The following is a 17648-nucleotide window of genomic DNA, read 5'->3' on the forward strand; positions in this document are numbered from 1 at the left end:
ATTACGTAAAATACTTATCGAAATAATAAAACAGTAAAACATTATTGTAATATTGTTACTTGTAACTAGTCTTATATAAAGAGATGCTTAACTTGACATCTCTTTTTTTACATTAGCAATTTATAATAGGCACAAGTATTGATGTACCCTACCAAAACACCCGAATTAACGTTAGTAAAAGATATGTTTAAAAGATTTTATTTTGTGCTTGCCGTGGGGGCCACCCTGGCTTGTCACGCTACTCCTGCACCAATTATTAAAGTGCCGGGCTCAAATAATCTGGAGCCTACCGAACAGCAAAGCCTGGTTTGCAAAACCGTAGCCAAGTTTATTACCTCATATAACTATAAAAAAGTCCAACTGAATGATTCTTTATCGGCAGTGATATTTGACCGGTACCTGAAAAGTTTAGACGAAACCCATACGTATCTTTTAGCCTCAGATATACAGGATTTTAACAAGTACAAAAACTCTTTAAGCGACGATATCAAAAACGGTAACCTGAATGATGTTTACTACATCTTTAACGTGTTCCAAAAAAGATATCAGGAGCGCATCAAATACTCAATAGCACAGTTGAACAACAACTTCGACTTTAGCGAAAAAGAGTCTTTTACTTACGATAGGACTGACCTGCCATGGGTAGCCACGCAAGCTGAGATGGATAAAGAGTGGACCAAACGTGTTAAATATGATCTGTTGAATTTGGTATTGGCCGACAAGGATGTCGCCAAAGACAAAGAGAAACTTAAAAAACGTTACCAGGACCTGTTGACACAAAACGGCAAGTTAAACGGTAATGACGTATTCCAGATCTTTATGGACGATTTTACCAACGCCATCGATCCGCATACCAACTATTTCGACCCGTTTAATGCTGCGCAGTTTAATATGGAGATGTCAAGGTCGCTGCAAGGTATTGGCGCAACACTGCAAACCAAAAATGAGTACGTAACCATCCAATCGGTAGTAGCCGGCGGCCCGGCCGATAAGAGCCACCAGATTAATGCGGGCGACCGGATTTTGGCTGTAGCACAAGGTAAGGACGGCGAGTTTCAGGATATTATTGGTTGGAGAATTGATAATGCAATCAAGCTTATCCGCGGTACCAAAGGCACCGTAGTAAAGCTAAAAATATTGCCTCAGGGCAAAGCCGTTTCAGACCAGCCAAAAGTAATTGAACTGGTGCGCGACAAAATTGTATTGAAAGACCAATTGGTTAAACAAGAGATTAAAACCTATAACAGCAACGGCAAAACCTACAAAATAGGCGTCATTAACGTGCCGGCTTTTTATGCCGATTTTAACGCTGCCCGCGCCGGCGACCCTAATTACCAAAGCACTACCCGCGATATGCGTTTAGTGCTGGACACCCTGAAAAAAGCAGGTGTTGACGGCATTATTGTCGACTTGCGCGAAAACGGGGGTGGCTCATTAAATGAGGCTATCTCCCTTACCGGTTTGTTTATTAAAACTGGCCCGGTAGTTCAGGTTAGGGATACCCAAGACCAAATTGACGTAAATAAAGACGAAGACCCGTCAATTGCCTACACCGGCCCTATGGCAGTAATGACTGACCGCTTCAGCGCATCGGCATCTGAAATTTTCGCAGGTGCAATACAGGATTATGGCCGTGGTTTAATCATCGGCACAAACACCTACGGTAAAGGTACCGTGCAAAGTGAGATTGATCTGGATAAAATTATAACTCCTTCGGTTGCAGAAAAACTAGGCTTAACCACAGGCCCTAAAAAAACAACATCAACCGGCAGCGAAAGCCAATATGGTCAGTTAAACTTAACCATAGCTAAATTTTACCGCATTAGTGGTAACTCAACCCAGCATAAAGGGGTTATCCCTGATATTCAGTTCCCGTCATTAATTCCGTTGGATAAATATGGTGAGGACACCGATCCGTCCGCTTTACCTTTTGACGTGATTGCCAAAAGCGATTATACTAAAGTTGCCGATCTGTCGTCAGTAATACCGTCGCTCAGAAAAATGCACGAGCAGCGCGTTGCCAACAGTGCGGCTTATAAAGCCTTTGAGCAAACCATTGCCGACTATCGCAAAAGCGAAAAAGAAAAAAGCGTGACCCTAAACGAGCAGCAGCTTAAAAAACAACGCGACGACGACGAGGCCAGAACCCTTGCCCGCGACAACAACCTGCGTGTAGCGCTGGGTTATAAACCTTTGAAAAAAGGCGAAGCTAAACCTAAAAATGAAGATCTTGATCCGCTGAAACTGGAAGCCGGTCAAATTTTGATAGACTTTATTAACAGCGACACCAAGCTTACTAAAATAGCTACTCCGGGTTATTAAGCAGTTGAATAACGTAAAACAAAAACCCTGGCCCTCGTGCCAGGGTTTTTTGTTTTACGTCATGCCGAATTTATTTCGGCATCCCATCTGCAAGGTAAACGCGCGGCTATTGGTTTCGCAACTTAGCGCGAGGGATGCCGAAATAAATTCGGCATGACGTGGAGGTGAAGCCTCTGCAACACAAGCTCAAACCAATTCTTAGTCCAGCGGTTTATTAAACATGGCCAGAAAACCACTGCTTGAGTTTACTGAAAAAGGCATTTATTGCGATCAGGGCAAATTCTATATAGATCCCTGGAAACCGGTGGACGATGCCGTGATTACCCATGCGCATGCCGACCATGCTTATTGGGGGCACAAACATTATCTGGCCCACCATCTGTCGCGCGAGGTTTTATATTACCGCCTCGGCGAGATACAACTGCAAACAGTCGAGTATGGCGAAAGGGTCATGAAAAACGGTGTAAGTGTAACGCTTTACCCTGCCGGACATGTTATCGGTTCGGCGCAAATAAGGGTTGAATATAAAGGGGAGATATGGGTAGTATCCGGCGATTATAAAACAGAGGACGATGGTATTTCGACACCATTTGAACCGGTACGTTGTCATCATTTTATATCTGAGTGTACCTTCGGTATGCCGGTGTACCAATGGAAGCCGCAGGCACAAATTTTTGAGGATGTAAATAATTGGTGGCGCAGCAATGTAAACAATGGGCTGGCGACGGTAATTGTAGGCTACTCGTTGGGTAAGGCGCAGCGTATTTTGCAAAATCTTGACCTGTCCATCGGCAAGGTATATACCCATGGCGTAATTGAGAATACTAACGAGGCTTTGCGTCGAAACGGCGTAATTCTAAATCCCACCCATCGCATTACTATCGACACCCCAAAAGACGAAGTACGCAAAGGCATTATCCTGGCGCCGCCATCATCTGTAGGCACACCCTGGATGCGTAAATTTCAACCTTACAGTTTTGGATATTGTTCGGGCTGGATGGCTATCCGGGGCGCAAAACGACGCCGGGCTGCTGATCGCGGCTTTATACTTTCTGACCACGCCGACTGGGATGGCCTTATCAGCGCCATAGATGCTACCGGCTGCGAAAAAGTTTACCTGACGCATGGCTACACAGCCAGCTTTACCCGTTACTTAAATGAAATTGGCTTTGATGCGCATGAAGTGCACACACTTTATGGCGATGATGAGGGAGCCCCCTCCCAACCTCCCCCGGATGGGGAGGAGTTTTATGATGCCTTCGCCTCAAATAAAAATATTGAAAATCAAAAAGTCTCCCCTGCCGGAGGAGATTTAGAGGGGGCTGGGGGACTATTTTTATGAAAGCCTTCGCTCAACTCTTCACCTCGCTTGACGAAACCAACAAAACCAACGAAAAGGTTAAGGTTTTAAAGGACTATTTTAACAGTGTACCCGATACAGATAAAATGCATATGCTGGCGCTGTTTACCGGGCGCAAGCCAAAACGCGTTATCAACGCAACCCAGGTACGCACCTGGGCTACAGAGATTACCAATATACCTATATGGCTATTTGAAGAAAGCTACCAAGTGGTGGGCGATCTAGCCGAAACCATGGCCTTGCTTATGCCGCAGAATGCCAACAGCACCAATGATAAAACACTTACCGATTGGATAGGCGAGCTGAATGAACTGAGTGCAAAATCTGAAGAAGAACGCAAGCTCTGGCTCATTGAATCATGGAACGTGCTGGATACACAGGAGTGTTTTGTGTTCAACAAACTGCTCACAGGCAGTTTCCGCGTGGGCGTATCACAAAACCTGGTGATTAAAGCGCTGGCCGACATTACAGGATTAGATGCGGCAACATTGACCCATCGCATAATGGGTAATTGGATGCCGGAAACTTACACGTACGACCAACTTGTACAGGAACAAGGGGCAGCAGACGATATATCGCGCCCCTACCCTTTCTTTTTGGCTTACCCGATACAAGAGACGTCAGAAAAACAAAAGTCGGCAGATGACCTGAAAAGCGCCCTGGGCGACGCCTCAGATTGGCAGGCTGAATGGAAATGGGATGGCATACGTGCCCAACTTATTAAACGTGAGGGTAAGCTATTTATCTGGAGCCGGGGCGAGGATTTGGCGACGGAAAAGTTCCCGGAGCTGCATCCGTCTTTAAGTGACCTGCCCGATGGAACCGTGCTGGATGGTGAAATACTGAGCTTTCAAAACGGGCAGCCAATGCCCTTTAACGTGTTGCAAACCCGCATTGGCCGTAAAAATTTAAGTAAGAAGATATTGGAAGAAAGCCCGGTAGCTTTAATTGCTTACGATTGTTTGGAATGTGCCGGCGAAGATATCCGCAATAAAACACAAAGTGAACGCCGGGAGATACTGGAACAATTACAATCGGCTACTAATTATCCTGAAACATTCCGTATATCGGCCTTGATAAAATTTGAAAGCTGGGATGAACTGGCTACCATCCGCGAACAATCACGGGCCATGATTGCCGAAGGGATAATGCTGAAACGCAAAAGCGCCACCTACCAGGTTGGCCGCAAGCGCGGCGACTGGTGGAAGTGGAAGATAGACCCGCTGTCGGTAGACGCCGTAATGATTTACGCACAAAAAGGGCACGGCCGCCGCGCCGATCTGTACACCGACTACACCTTTGCCGTTTGGGATGGCGACAAGCTGGTACCATTTGCCAAAGCCTACTCGGGCCTTACTGATGCCGAGATAAACAAGGTAGACTATTTTGTAAAACGCAACACGCTCGAAAAATTTGGCCCGGTACGTACGGTAAAACCTGAACTGGTTTTTGAGATAGGTTTTGAAGGCATTAACCGTTCAACGCGGCATAAATCGGGCATAGCGCTGCGCTTTCCGCGCATACTGCGCTGGCGGCATGATAAACCTAAAGAAGAGGCCGATACTTTGGATAATTTGAAAGCGCTGCTTGGAGATTGACTTTTGTCATCCGCAGCAATAGCGAAGGATCTGCGCGTTCAGCTAGCCGGCAGATGCTTCGTACCTCAGCATGACAAAATAAATAAATTCGATATCACGAACGAGAAACTAATTATACATAAGAATCTTATGCATGTTCCATTTTAGGTGTTTCACTACAAAAAGCAAAAACAGCACAAAACAATATAAACAACTTCATATCAAGCACTTAAAATCACCCACTCAAAGTATTACTACTGTTCCAAAGTGGTTCACTCATTTTGACAAAAACTTGATTATAAATAAGTTACAAAAATAACTGTTTCAAAGTGTTTCATATTTTAAGTGGAACACCATGCAATCTATTTCCACCCAAACCTTTCCAAACCAATATCACCACTGGCACCGCCTGCAATGTAAATCTGATGATTATAAACCGCTGCGCCCACGCCATTGCGGGGTTTGTTCAGGCTTGGGGCAGCTTTCCATTCGGTATCAGTTTCGGGGTCGATATAGTAAACGTCTTTTTGGGGGCCGTTGGGTGTGGTGGCCGTAGCCCGCTCGCCGCCTATGTAAAATATCTTACCGTCCAGGTTCACACAGTTGCCGCCACCCGTACCTTTAGGTAGTTTAGCAGCCAGCGTACTCCATTTGCCGGTTTTAAAGTTGTAGCAATCCACATCCAAAACCACCTTATCAAAAAACGACATAAAGTTGTTAGGGTCGTGCAGACTGGTATTACGCCCGCCAACAGCATAGAGTTTATCGTTTACCACAACAGCCATGCTATGATCCCGAATGTGGGGCGCATCGGGCAAACTTTTCCAGCTGTTGGTTTTGGGGTCGTACTCGTCAAACAACCCGTTAGTACCATCGTGGTGACCGTGCAAAATGCCACAAACCAGGTACAGTTTCCCTTTATAAACCGCAGCACCAGCCCCGCCCCTGCGGCGGCCCTCGGGTAAACCGGCCAGTTGCTGCCAGTTGTCAGTTTTGGTGTCGTAGGCATAAGCATTAGCCAAAGGCACCTGATTAGGATAGTTTCGGTCTGAAAAAGCATCGAGCACATAAACCTTATCACCGAAATCTACTGCCTGAAAGTGGTGCATAATTGAAGGGGCGGTGGCTCCTTTTGTCCAGCTTGACGTCGACGGATCATAGATCTCGACCGGTTGTGCCGTTGCATCGCCGCCTACCAGGTATAATTTACCATCAACAGCAGCAAACCCACATTCGTTACGCGACGGCGGTGTATTAGTTGACGTAACCAGCGCCCACTGGCCATTATCCATGCGGTAAAAGGCGGCCAATGTAATTAACAGCAAAGGCAAGGCGATCATCAGTTTTTTCATTATAAGCATATATGGGTTATAAACAGCAACCATTTCGTGGGGTATTTGGTTTGTTAACCTAAAATAAATATTTGCGGCAATACATTAAAAATCACTACATTAGTGTAAACCCAAATTATAAACCAATGAAAACCTTTACCTGTTTAACTTTCACAGGGCTATTATTTGCCTGCTTGTTATCTTGCAAAAAATCCGCGCCCGTGCCCAATCAGGGGTCAAACGGCACCACTGGAACTACCGGTACAACCGGCACTACGGGTACGACTGGTACTACCGGCACAAGCGGTACTCTACAAACGGACATTTATTATGTCGGGTATATTAACAAAAACCAAACAGATGTTAACCACGCTGAGTTATGGAAAAATGGTATCCTTACGCCTTTATCTAATACGCTGTCTGCGGCTTCAAATATCTGGGTTTCAAAAGGCAATACCTATATCTGTGGATATGAGACCGTTACTAAGGATATTTATGCCGTTTATTGGAAAAATTTTGAGTCCGCCGTTTCTTTAACCGATCATACTGAATACAATTCAATAGCTAATGATATTACCGTACAAGGCGACGACATACTTTGTGTCGGTAACATACGCGCCCCGGGCTTATACCAGGGTGTTTTTTGGAGAAACAAGGCAAAGACCGTACTGACCAACAATGGCAGCGCAACCCGGATACTGGTTAAAGGAAATGACATTTATATCACCGGTTCATACACCGATGCAAACAACAAAGAATTTGCATGCTACTGGAAAAACGGGGTTGTACACGCCCTTGGCGCCAACGCTGAAGCAACAGGTATAGCAATTGATGATAACTCAAATATATATGTATGCGGCACGCTAAATCCCGGCTCAAATGCTACCGCCGTTTATTGGAAAAATGATGTAATGACCACGCTTCCAAAAACCACCAAATGGGCTTATGCTAATGCCATTGTAACTAAAGGCAATGATTTTTATATGGTAGGATCGGGCGAGGATGATACTTATTTTGGGTATGATAAGGCATATTATTGGGTAAATGGTGTACAGGTGGATTTTTCGGGCGGCTCGGAACTGAACGATATTGCCCTTGTTGACACGCATATATTTATAACCGGATCGCTCCTTGCAGGCACACAAAGATACGGTAGGCTTTGGGATGGCACATCATCAATAAAATATCTTGTTACAGACGGTCAGACTTCAGTATTTAGCGGACTGTATGTAGATCAGCATTATTAAGATCAAGCCCTGGTATCATTACCATGATAAATACTCAAATAACTATCATAGCGTGATGGCTCAATCTCGCCGCGTTCAAGCGCGGCAAGCACGGCGCAGCCTGGCTCATTAATATGCTGGCAGTTGTTAAACTTACAGTTATGCATACGCTCGCGCATTTCAGGGAAGAAATGGCTTAGTTCTGCTTTTTCAATGTCGATGATTCCCAGTTCGCGTATGCCCGGAGTGTCAATAATGAAACCGCCTTGCGGTGTCTCAAACATTTCGGCAAAGGTGGTTGTGTGGGTGCCTTTGTCGCTCCATTCAGAAACTTCGCTGGTACGCAGTTCAAGGTCGGGTAACAAGGCGTTGATCAGGCTTGATTTCCCCACACCCGAGTGGCCCGATATCAGCGTTATTTTATCTTTTAATAACTCCTGCACCTGGTTGATATTGGTACCAACCAATGCTGAGACTTCATAGCATGGATAGCCAATGTTTTCATAAACCGCTTTATAATCGGCTAATATTTCCAGGCCTTCATCACTAAACAGATCTAACTTATTAAATACCAATTTGGCAGGTATATCATAAGCCTCGGCTGTCACCAAAAAACGGTCAATAAAACCTAATGAAGTGCGCGGTGATGCCAAAGTGACCACCAACAGCGCCTGATCAAGGTTAGCCGCTATAATCTGCCCTTGTTTAGAGAGGTTGATAGATTTACGAATGATGTAGTTTTTGCGGGGATGCAGGTTGGTGATTACGGCAGTTTGCTGGTCGGGTTCCACTTCAAAATCAACCTCGTCGCCGACGGCTATGGGATTGGTGGTTACAATGCCCTTGATCCTGAATTTCCCTTTGATACGGCAATCATACCGCTTGCCATCGGGTGTTTGCACCTGGTACCAGCTTCCGGTTGATTTTGTGACTAATCCCTGCATGTGTGAACTACAAAGGTAAAAATTAAATTGATGACGAATAAAATACCACTTCTCTACAAAAAACCTGACCTTTAGACAACAACAATACCCGCATGAAAATCGCACTCGCATCGCCACTGTTCCCCACCTCGATTGCCGACGGCCTGCAATCACTCGAAAAATTAGCGAAAGAAGCATCGGCGCAAAAAGCAGAGATCATTTGCTTTCCCGAGTCGTTTATCCCCGGCTATCCGTATCCCGAATTTAATATTGAAAAGGCTACACCACAACAATTGCAAGCCGCTCTAGCAAAGGCGCGTCAAATTGCTGCCGATAATCAAATTGCCATTATTCTGCCTATGGACTGGTACTCGTCCGACGGCTATCAAAATGTAGCCTGGGTAATATCCGCCAATGGCGAACTACAGGATTATCAACCTAAAACCCAGCTGGACCCCAGTGAAGACGACATTTGGACACCCGGCACAATGCGAAAACTATTTGAGGTAAATGGTGTAAAGTTTGGCGTGGTTATATGCCATGAAGGTTTTAGATACCCAGAGCTAACCCGATGGGCCGCAGTGCGCGATGCTAAAATAGTATTCCACCCCCATTGCTCCGGCAGCAATAGAGGCGGCGCCTCGCCCACCGACTGGGGCGCAGCAGATAACCCGTACTATGAGAAAGCAATGATGATGCGATCAAGAGAGAACACTATTTACTTTGCCAGCGTCAATTATTGTTTTCAGTATCCTGATTGCGCATCGTCGGTTATCCATCCGGCTGGCGAATGCCTTGCCTGGCAGCCTTATCGCGAGCCGGGTGTTTTGGTGATAGACATTGATTTAGAACAAGCCACCGGCTTACTGGCAAAGCGATTTAAAAGCGAACTTTACCAGTAAAGCTGATAAAATCTGTAGATTATATAAAAAATAAAATTTTATTCTTGTTATTTCAAAAACTAAGTATTTAATTTGCTGCCATAAAACAATGATAATTAAAAACACAACCACCACAACGATTACAACCACCGGCAACAGCCACGGAGGAAGATAAGCGTATGGTGTAAAGACATAAAAAATAAACCACATGAGCGCCTTCCTCCACACAGAGGAAGGCGCTTTTGTTTTAAATAGCCCAGTAATGAAGATCCTAAAATTTGGCGGAACATCCGTAGGTTCGGTTCAAAGTATTCAAACCCTGTTAAACATCCTCAAAGAAGAGGTTAAACAATCTGGCTCCGACAAACCGGTAGTAGTATTATCGGCCATGAGTGGCGTAACCAACACACTTATTGCTTTGGCAGAAGACGCTGCCAGCGGCAATGATTTTGCTCAACAACTATCCGAGTTGGAAAAACGCCACATCGGCGTGGTGAAAGCTTTACTTGAAATTAAGAACCAAAACCCTGCTGTTACCGGCTTACTTATTAATTTTAAGGTATTGGAAGAGCTATTGCAGGGCGTATTGACCCTGCGCGAACTTACCGCCAAAACCCGTGACCTGATTGTTAGCTACGGCGAGCGCTGTTCGGCCTTTATGATCAGCAAGATTGCCGCACAATACTTTCCGGCAGCTTTTGTCGATACATCAACCGTAATTAAAACCGATAGCTCATTTGGCCAGGCCAAGGTAAATACCGAATTGAGCGAGCAACTGATTCGCGGCTTGTACCAGGAGAATAAAGACAAAACCTTATTTGTTACCGGGTTTATTGCCAGTAATAACGAGGGCCAGATCACTACGCTGGGCCGTGGCGGCAGCGACTATACTGCAGCAATTTTTGGCGCAGCATTAAATGCCGCCGAAATACAGATATGGACCGACGTTAACGGCATGATGACTGCCGACCCGCGCATGGTGAAAAAAGCATTTTCATTGCCTGAGTTAACTTATACCGAAGCCATGGAACTATCCTATTTCGGTGCTAAGGTAATCTATCCGCCGACCATGATCCCGGCCTTTTTAAAAAAGATCCCTATCGTCATTAAAAACACTTTCGAGCCCGATTTTGCAGGGACTGTGATCAAACACCACTGTGCGCCATCAAACCTGGCTATTAAGGGTATATCGTCTATCAATAACATCAGTATTCTGAATGTTGAGGGCAGCGGCATGGTGGGTAAATCTGGCTTTAGCGGTAGGCTGTTCTCGCTGCTGGCCCGCGAGCAGATCAATGTTATTTTAATCACTCAGTCATCTTCAGAGCACAGCATTACTTTCGCCGTTTCGCCGGGCGACACAGAGCGCGCACGCCGTGTTATTGAGCATGAGTTTGAGCTGGAATTACTAGCTAAAAAACTTGAGCACGTAGAGATAGAAAAAGACCTGGCCATACTAGCCGTTGTAGGCGAAAACATGAAAGAAACGCCGGGTGTATCGGGCAAACTGTTCCATGCGCTGGGCCGTAATGGTGTCAATGTGCGCGCTATTGCGCAAGGTTCGTCAGAATACAATATTTCGGTGATCGTATCGGCAAATGATTTGGCGAAAGCCTTAAATGCGGTGCACGATGCCTTCTTTGTGCAGCTAACCAAAACCCTGCATGCCTTTTGCCTGGGTACCGGCAATATTGGCAAGACATTATTTAACCAATTGAACGGACATACTGAATTCCTACAGGAAAACAATGGCATACAGGTAAAGATTGTAGGCATTAGCAATACCCGTAAAATGCTGTTTAATACTGATGGTGTATCATTGGCTAAGTGGGAAGAAGAGTTAAATCAATCGCCGGAAAAGGCTGATCTTCCGGCTTTCATCAACAAGATGAAAAGCATGAACCTGCCTAACTGCGTATTTATTGACAACACCGCCAGCGCTAAGCCAATTGAGTTTTATGAAGATGTTTTAAAGTCGACCATATCCATTGTAACCTGTAATAAAATAGGCAACTCGGGCTCATACCAGCAGTACAAAACATTCAGAGACGCGGCGCGGCAACATGGTGTTGATTTTTTTTACGAAACCAACGTCGGTGCCGGCCTGCCGATTATCCGCACGCTGAAAGACCTGATGAACAGTGGCGACCGTGTGCAAAAGATCGAGGCTATACTTTCAGGAACTATTTCTTTTCTGTTCAATAATTTTAAAGGTGATGCCAACTTCCACGACACCGTGAAACTGGCTCAGGATAAAGGCTATACCGAACCCGACCCGCGTGATGACCTGCGTGGAACCGATTTTATGCGTAAGATGCTCATCCTGGCACGCGATGCGGGTTATGCGCTGGAATCTTCGGATGTGATAATTGAAAGCATGTTGCCTCAAAGCAGTTTGGATGCAGCCACTGTCGAAGATTTTTATCAGACACTGAAAGATGAAGATGCATTTTTCGCCGAAATTAAAAATCGCGCGGAAGCGGAAAATAAAGTACTGCGCTACATAGGTAAACTTGAAGATGGTAAAGCATCTATCACCTTGCAAATGGTTGATGAAAACCACCCCTTCTATATGCTGTCTGGCAGCGATAATATCATCTCTTTCACTACAGACAGGTACAAAGAGCGGCCGCTGGTGGTAAAAGGCCCTGGTGCTGGCGCCGAGGTTACTGCCGCTGGTGTGTTTGCCGATTTAATCAATGTGGGCGCTAATTAATCGACTTAAAAAACATGGAAAATAACATACAAGAAATAATAGCTGCCGATGATTTAAAAGTCGGCACAAGCATAAAAGTTTTCGCCCCGGCGACTGTAGCCAACGTAGTTTGCGGGTTCGATGTTCTGGGTTTTGCGGTTAACGCGCCCGGCGATGAAGTGATCATGCGCGTTACTGACAAACCCGGCATCACGATAAGCAAAATTACCGGCGACGATGGACGACTACCGCTCGATCCGGCTAAAAATACCGTGAGCGTAAGCGTTAAGCATTACCTGGAAAGTGCTGGACGTACCGATTTGGGGCTTGACATCGAACTACATAAAAAAATGCCAATTGGTAGCGGCCTGGGTTCAAGCTCAGCCAGTACGGTTGCAGGTTTATTTGCCGCAAAAACTTTATTAGGCGACACCAGCGACCCGATTAATCAACTGCCATTTGCCATGAAAGGCGAGGAAATGGCCTGCGGCCACGGGCATGCCGACAACGTAGCGCCGGCATTGTTTGGCGGTTTTGTGCTGATTCGCAGCTATGAGCCCCTTGACGTTGTCAGGCTGCCGCATCCGAAAGATTTGTATTGCGCTATTGTTTTTCCGGATGTAGATGTACCTACCCGCGAGGCGCGACAGATCATCCGCAATAAAATCAGTATGAAAGATGCCGTGACCCAATGGGGCAATATCGCCGGACTGATCAGCGGTTTATTTATGAACGATATTGACCTGATTGGCCGAAGTATGCAGGACGTTTTGGTGGAACCGGTACGCTCTATGCTGATACCCGATTTTCACAAAATGCGCGAAATGGCCATGGAATTAGGAGCCGTGAGCTTTGGTATTTCAGGATCGGGCCCATCTGTATTCGCCTTTACCCGCGATGAGCAAACCGCCCATATCATCACCCAAAAACTGCAGCAGCATTTAACTGGCATCAAGATTGGCTCAAACGCCTATGTGTCGCCGATAAACGATGCCGGGCCGAGGGTGCTGGGGTAACACCCCTCCAACCTCCCCAAAGGGGAGGCTTTGAATAACAACATTTGAACGACAACAATTAATAAATTATAAGTCTCTCCGCCAATCGGCGGAAGATTTAGAGGAGTGATATGAAATTTTACAGTACCAACAATACCGAATCGCGCGTGAGTTTTAAGGACGCCGTTTTTAACAGCATGCCGCAGGATAAAGGCCTTTATATGCCAGTTTCTATTCCGCGCCTGGACGACAAGTTTATCAATAACCTGGACAGCTATTCGCTGCCTGAGATTGCTTTCCATGTAGCCCAAAACTTATTGGGCGATGATATTCCGGCAGATGGTCTGCAAGCCATTATTCATGACGCCATTAACTTTTATGCACCAATAGTGCAGTTAGAGGAAGATGTTTTTGTACTGGAGCTTTTCCACGGGCCGTCGTTGGCGTTTAAAGACTTTGGCGCACGCTTTATGAGCCGCATCATGAGCTACTTTTTGCAGGAAGGCGAAAAGCAACTGGATGTGCTGGTTGCTACATCAGGCGATACCGGAGGCGCAGTAGCCCTCGGCTTTTTAGGAGTGCCGAATACCCGCGTAACCATCCTCTTCCCAAAAGGAAAAGTAAGCGACATTCAGGAACTGCAGCTAACCACCAACGGACAAAACATCCGCGCATTAGAAATTGACGGCACTTTTGATGATTGCCAGGCACTGGTTAAACGAGCATTTACCGACGCAGAGCTGAATGCAAAATATCGCTTAACATCGGCTAACTCAATTAATATTGCACGTTTAATTCCGCAGACTTTTTATTATTTCAATGCCTATGCCCAGGCTTTGAAATTAGGCAAGGATAAAATTGTATTCTCGGTGCCCAGCGGCAACTTCGGCAATATTGGTGCAGGCATAATGGCGTGGAAAATGGGTTTGCCGGTACAGCATTTTATCGCCGCTACTAATGCGAATGATACCGTTCCGCAGTTTTTAAAGACCGGCATTTATGAAGCAAAACCATCGGTAGCCACACTATCAAACGCGATGGATGTGGGTAACCCGAGCAACTGGATGCGTATTGCCGATATGTTTAAAGAAAACCCGTCGTTACTTAACCATGAAATAAGCGGTTATAGTTTTAATGATGAAGAAACATCGGCGGCTATTAAAGCCATTTATGACCGTTACAAATATGTGGCTTGTCCGCACACTGCCATAGCCTGGCAGGCACTTAAAGATTATCAGCAAGATCAACACCTGGCTAATACTGCCGGCATTTTCCTGTCTACCGCCCATCCCTGCAAATTCCCGGATGTTTTCCCGGCGGAAATTGCTGAGCATATCGAGATACCTGCGCAAGTTGCAGATTTGCAGCAAAAAGAAAAACAGGTAACGGCTCTGAGTAAAGATTTTGAAGCGTTTAAGGATTATCTGTTGAGGAATGCATAATGCGCACTTTTAAAATATATACGTATATTTGCTATTATGAAAACGCATGTTAATTTGACAATAGAAAAAGAATTGATCAAACAGGTAAAAGCTTATGCTAAAAAAAAGCAGACCAGCGTTTCTGATTTGGTTGAGGAATATTTCACTAAGATTGTTCGTCCCGCTCAAAAAATCAATATTATAGATATGATTGAGGGGTTAGAAGCCCCCGCTATTGATAAAAATTTGGACTTGAAGAAAGCATATTACGAACAGCAGTCAACAAAACATGGCTTCTAAAATTTTTGTTGATGCAAACTTGCTTCTTGATTTCTCTTTAAAAAGAGATAATTATGCCGTGTCAAAGCAACTTATCCAACTCATTATTGACGGCGAAGTTCAAGCATTTATTACACCATCAATAGTTCATATAACCAGTTATTGGTTAACTAAAGCTTACGGAACAGATAAGGCAAAACAATTATTGCTTCAATTATTAACCGATATTCAGGTAATTGACTGCACTCATGCTATAACAATCAATGCGCTAAATTCAAAAATGACTGATATTGAAGATGCCTTACAATATTATACAGCTTTACATCATAAAATTGATTTCTTCATTTCAGAGGATAAAGGCTTACAGAAATCGGCTATACCCAACTTACCCGTTTATAGTTCCAAAGATTTTTTAAATCTGCTATAACAGAAAAGGCTGCCAATTGGCAGCCTTTTCTGTTGTCAGGATAACTTTTACTTCCTCAATTTCTTAAACTCAGACCCTTCTTTCCATTGGGGGAAAGTGGTTTCAAAAGCCAGGCGTTTACCTATCTGGAAAAACAGTTCGGTATCTTCTAAACCACCGTCCAGATTCCAGGTGCTATCGTACTGGTCGGCAGGCTGATGGTAGCGGATGGCGGTATATTGATCGTCCATTTTTTTACCATAGTCTTTCCCTTTGCCAACTACATCCACACCGCCACCTATTGTGATAGACGGTACACCGATCTTGGCAAAACTGAAGTGATCTGAACGAAAATAGTGGCCAGCCTCAGGATGCGTCTCAGGCGCCAGATAGCGGCCCGATTTGGCCAGTTCGGCTTTGAGGTAATCTTCCAGTTCAGACTGGCCGCTGCCGGCTATACTAACGTCTTTGGTTTTACCGATGTTGTTGATGCCATCGACATTAATATTGGCTACTGTTTTATCAGCCGGATAGATTGGATTTTCGGCATAGTATTCAGAACCCAGTAAACCTTGCTCCTCGGCTGTTACCGATAGGAAAACTATCGTTCTTTCAGGCGGGGTTTTTAAAGCTTTAAAGGCACGGGCAATTTCCAATACCGCAGCAGTACCACTGGCATTATCCAACGCCCCATTATAAATGCTATCGCCTTTGGCATCAGGTTTACCTACACCCAAATGATCCCAGTGAGCTGTATAAATAATGTATTCATCAGGACGTTTGGTGCCGGTAATTTTGGCTACCACATTGTGTGATTTATTGAAAACCACTTTGGTGGTCAGTGTTTCGCTTAGCTTCACGCCGGTGTTAAATCCTTTAAAGCCACGGTTATTGGCCGTATGCAATACGCTGGTATCTTTACCGCCGGCCTGTAATATTTTAACTGCATTGTCATGTGTGACCCAGCCCTGCAGGGCCAGTTGATATTGATGGCTCGCTCTTTTATCCAAATGCAACTTTACACCACCGTTTGAGGTTTGTACTACCTGGAAAGGATACGAAGCCGCAGCAGTACTATGAACAATGATACAACCTTTGGCACCCTGACGGGCAGCCTCTTCGTACTTGTAGGTCCAGCGGCCATAGTAGGTCATGGTTTTGCCTTTAAACATGGTGGTATCACTGGTTTCAAAACCCGGATCATTCACCAACACCATCACAATTTTACCTTTAACATCCAAACCGGCATAATCATCCCATTTATATTCAGGCGCTACCACGCCAAAGCCGGCAAAAACAACATCATCGTTATTAAAGTTTTGCACGGTGTCGGTACGCTCGGTCCACATGACAAAGTCCTGGATATTTTTAAGTTCAAAACTTCCTTTCGGGGAGGTTACTTTTAACGGCGATACGGTTTTTGGGGTAATCTCCACCATCGGTACATCCTGCAAGTAACTATTGCCATTGCCCGGCTCTAAGCCAAAGCGCTTGTAGGTATTTTGTAAGTAAGCGATGGTTTTGGTTTCGCCTTCGGTAAATGGGCGGCGGCCCTTGTATTCGTCAGATGAAAGCGTGATAATATGACTGGCCAGGCTATCCTTATTAAAAGCCGAAAGCCCGTCCCGCTCGTCGACGGCTTTATTTTGAGTACATGAAAAAGCCGTTAAAGCCACACCGGCTAACAGCAAGCGTTGAGTAAATTTGAAGATCATGTTAATTTTGATTTGAACGAATATATGAATTTACGCGCTCGCTTTAGTAGCTTTGCCCTGTAATATTAGTATGATGACCAAGAAATTATCGCTACAGGCACTGGCTTGTTTATTGGCGCTTGCAACGTTTACCGGTTGTAAACACAATAAGTTTACCCGCGCCAATTGGCACTATGGCGACGGACTGGACTTCCCGTTACGCAATGAGATATTGGAAGACTTGCTGCAAAATCATCATATTAAAGGTTTAAACTATCGTCAGGTGATTGACTCGCTGGGCAGCCCGCAGCGCCGCGACTCTTTAAAGTTTACCTATCAGATACTGGATAATAGTTATGAATTTGGCCGCAAGGCACCTATACATAAAAAAAATCTGATCCTTTATTTTAATAAAGACTCGGTAGTGGTGCGTACTGAAGTTTATGATCATACTGACCCGGAGAAGAAAAAATAACCCTCACCTCCTCAAGGGGGAACGATCTATTACGATATTTAAACGATAAAGCCCTTTGGATTA

At 45.0% G+C, this 17648-nt stretch carries 14 protein-coding genes; 11 read left to right on the forward strand and 3 right to left on the reverse strand.

The genetic code is table 11. The features are described 5' to 3' along the window. Nucleotides 1-183 precede the first annotated feature (183 nt). The 3 genes from ACFS5N_RS08185 to ACFS5N_RS08195 all read left to right on the forward strand — a co-directional run bounded on the left by ACFS5N_RS08185 (nt 184) and on the right by ACFS5N_RS08195 (nt 5280). On the forward strand, nt 184-2322 hold the full coding sequence (locus ACFS5N_RS08185) for a carboxy terminal-processing peptidase (RefSeq protein WP_377184128.1): 2139 nt from the start codon (nt 184-186) through the stop codon (nt 2320-2322). A gap of 220 nt (nt 2323-2542) precedes the next feature. Further along, on the forward strand, nt 2543-3664 hold the full coding sequence (locus ACFS5N_RS08190; RefSeq protein WP_377184130.1) for a ligase-associated DNA damage response exonuclease: 1122 nt from the start codon (nt 2543-2545) through the stop codon (nt 3662-3664). Next, complete coding sequence (locus ACFS5N_RS08195) at nt 3661-5280, forward strand: ATP-dependent DNA ligase (RefSeq protein ID WP_377184132.1); 1620 nt, start codon at nt 3661-3663, stop codon at nt 5278-5280. The genes ACFS5N_RS08190 and ACFS5N_RS08195 overlap by 4 nt, the downstream gene beginning before the upstream one ends. A 341-nt stretch (nt 5281-5621) precedes the next feature. On the opposite strand, the gene ACFS5N_RS08200 is transcribed toward ACFS5N_RS08195, so the two are convergent. After that, nucleotides 5622-6611: a Kelch repeat-containing protein gene (locus ACFS5N_RS08200; RefSeq protein ID WP_377184134.1), complete on the reverse strand. Its 990-nt coding sequence runs from the start codon at nt 6609-6611 to the stop codon at nt 5622-5624. A gap of 125 nt (nt 6612-6736) precedes the next feature. Here ACFS5N_RS08200 and ACFS5N_RS08205 point away from each other — a divergent pair, with 125 nt between their 5' ends. Further along, nucleotides 6737-7837, forward strand: a complete 1101-nt coding sequence (locus ACFS5N_RS08205; protein WP_377184136.1) for an SBBP repeat-containing protein — start codon at nt 6737-6739, stop codon at nt 7835-7837. 2 nt (nt 7838-7839) lie between these two features. Here ACFS5N_RS08205 and rsgA read toward each other — a convergent pair whose 3' ends face one another. Continuing rightward, on the reverse strand, nt 7840-8760 hold the full coding sequence (gene rsgA / locus ACFS5N_RS08210; protein WP_377184138.1) for a ribosome small subunit-dependent GTPase A: 921 nt from the start codon (nt 8758-8760) through the stop codon (nt 7840-7842). A 92-nt stretch (nt 8761-8852) separates the two neighbouring features. Here rsgA and ACFS5N_RS08215 point away from each other — a divergent pair, with 92 nt between their 5' ends. From ACFS5N_RS08215 to ACFS5N_RS08240, 6 genes are all read left to right on the forward strand, one after another. Then, nucleotides 8853-9641: a carbon-nitrogen hydrolase family protein gene (locus ACFS5N_RS08215; protein WP_377184140.1), complete on the forward strand. Its 789-nt coding sequence runs from the start codon at nt 8853-8855 to the stop codon at nt 9639-9641. Nucleotides 9642-9882: 241 nt separating this feature from the next. Further along, the gene (thrA, locus tag ACFS5N_RS08220) at nt 9883-12336 is read left to right on the forward strand and encodes a bifunctional aspartate kinase/homoserine dehydrogenase I (RefSeq protein WP_377184142.1); all 2454 of its coding nucleotides are present in this window, start codon (nt 9883-9885) and stop codon (nt 12334-12336) included. A gap of 14 nt (nt 12337-12350) precedes the next feature. After that, nucleotides 12351-13331: a homoserine kinase gene (locus ACFS5N_RS08225; protein ID WP_377184144.1), complete on the forward strand. Its 981-nt coding sequence runs from the start codon at nt 12351-12353 to the stop codon at nt 13329-13331. 110 nt (nt 13332-13441) lie between these two features. Further along, nucleotides 13442-14752, forward strand: a complete 1311-nt coding sequence (thrC, locus tag ACFS5N_RS08230; RefSeq protein ID WP_377184146.1) for a threonine synthase — start codon at nt 13442-13444, stop codon at nt 14750-14752. A 36-nt stretch (nt 14753-14788) separates the two neighbouring features. Next, nucleotides 14789-15031, forward strand: coding sequence for a DUF6364 family protein (locus ACFS5N_RS08235; protein WP_377184148.1), 243 nt, complete (start codon nt 14789-14791; stop codon nt 15029-15031). Continuing rightward, nucleotides 15021-15437, forward strand: coding sequence for a type II toxin-antitoxin system VapC family toxin (locus tag ACFS5N_RS08240; RefSeq protein WP_377184150.1), 417 nt, complete (start codon nt 15021-15023; stop codon nt 15435-15437). The genes ACFS5N_RS08235 and ACFS5N_RS08240 overlap by 11 nt, the downstream gene beginning before the upstream one ends. A 47-nt stretch (nt 15438-15484) precedes the next feature. Here ACFS5N_RS08240 and ACFS5N_RS08245 read toward each other — a convergent pair whose 3' ends face one another. Beyond that, nucleotides 15485-17131, reverse strand: a complete 1647-nt coding sequence (locus ACFS5N_RS08245; protein WP_377184152.1) for a M28 family metallopeptidase — start codon at nt 17129-17131, stop codon at nt 15485-15487. A gap of 70 nt (nt 17132-17201) precedes the next feature. Here ACFS5N_RS08245 and ACFS5N_RS08250 point away from each other — a divergent pair, with 70 nt between their 5' ends. Further along, the gene (locus ACFS5N_RS08250) at nt 17202-17585 is read left to right on the forward strand and encodes a hypothetical protein (protein WP_377184154.1); all 384 of its coding nucleotides are present in this window, start codon (nt 17202-17204) and stop codon (nt 17583-17585) included. The last annotated feature ends 63 nt before the right edge of the window (nt 17586-17648 follow it).

Origin of the sequence: Mucilaginibacter ximonensis, assembly GCF_042686265.1 — a bacterium.
Classification (GTDB): domain Bacteria; phylum Bacteroidota; class Bacteroidia; order Sphingobacteriales; family Sphingobacteriaceae; genus Mucilaginibacter; species Mucilaginibacter ximonensis.

What these genes read in the sequence shown, in the direction of transcription:
- ACFS5N_RS08185 (WP_377184128.1), top strand. Translation starts at nt 184, where the DNA reads ATGTTTAAAAGATTTTATTTTGTGCTTGCCGTGGGGGCCACCCTGGCT.
- ACFS5N_RS08190 (WP_377184130.1), top strand. Translation starts at nt 2,543, where the DNA reads ATGGCCAGAAAACCACTGCTTGAGTTTACTGAAAAAGGCATTTATTGC.
- ACFS5N_RS08195 (WP_377184132.1), top strand. Translation starts at nt 3,661, where the DNA reads ATGAAAGCCTTCGCTCAACTCTTCACCTCGCTTGACGAAACCAACAAA.
- ACFS5N_RS08200 (WP_377184134.1), bottom strand. Translation starts at nt 6,611, where the DNA reads ATGAAAAAACTGATGATCGCCTTGCCTTTGCTGTTAATTACATTGGCC.
- ACFS5N_RS08205 (WP_377184136.1), top strand. Translation starts at nt 6,737, where the DNA reads ATGAAAACCTTTACCTGTTTAACTTTCACAGGGCTATTATTTGCCTGC.
- rsgA (WP_377184138.1), bottom strand. Translation starts at nt 8,760, where the DNA reads ATGCAGGGATTAGTCACAAAATCAACCGGAAGCTGGTACCAGGTGCAA.
- ACFS5N_RS08215 (WP_377184140.1), top strand. Translation starts at nt 8,853, where the DNA reads ATGAAAATCGCACTCGCATCGCCACTGTTCCCCACCTCGATTGCCGAC.
- thrA (WP_377184142.1), top strand. Translation starts at nt 9,883, where the DNA reads ATGAAGATCCTAAAATTTGGCGGAACATCCGTAGGTTCGGTTCAAAGT.
- ACFS5N_RS08225 (WP_377184144.1), top strand. Translation starts at nt 12,351, where the DNA reads ATGGAAAATAACATACAAGAAATAATAGCTGCCGATGATTTAAAAGTC.
- thrC (WP_377184146.1), top strand. Translation starts at nt 13,442, where the DNA reads ATGAAATTTTACAGTACCAACAATACCGAATCGCGCGTGAGTTTTAAG.
- ACFS5N_RS08235 (WP_377184148.1), top strand. Translation starts at nt 14,789, where the DNA reads ATGAAAACGCATGTTAATTTGACAATAGAAAAAGAATTGATCAAACAG.
- ACFS5N_RS08240 (WP_377184150.1), top strand. Translation starts at nt 15,021, where the DNA reads ATGGCTTCTAAAATTTTTGTTGATGCAAACTTGCTTCTTGATTTCTCT.
- ACFS5N_RS08245 (WP_377184152.1), bottom strand. Translation starts at nt 17,131, where the DNA reads ATGATCTTCAAATTTACTCAACGCTTGCTGTTAGCCGGTGTGGCTTTA.
- ACFS5N_RS08250 (WP_377184154.1), top strand. Translation starts at nt 17,202, where the DNA reads ATGATGACCAAGAAATTATCGCTACAGGCACTGGCTTGTTTATTGGCG.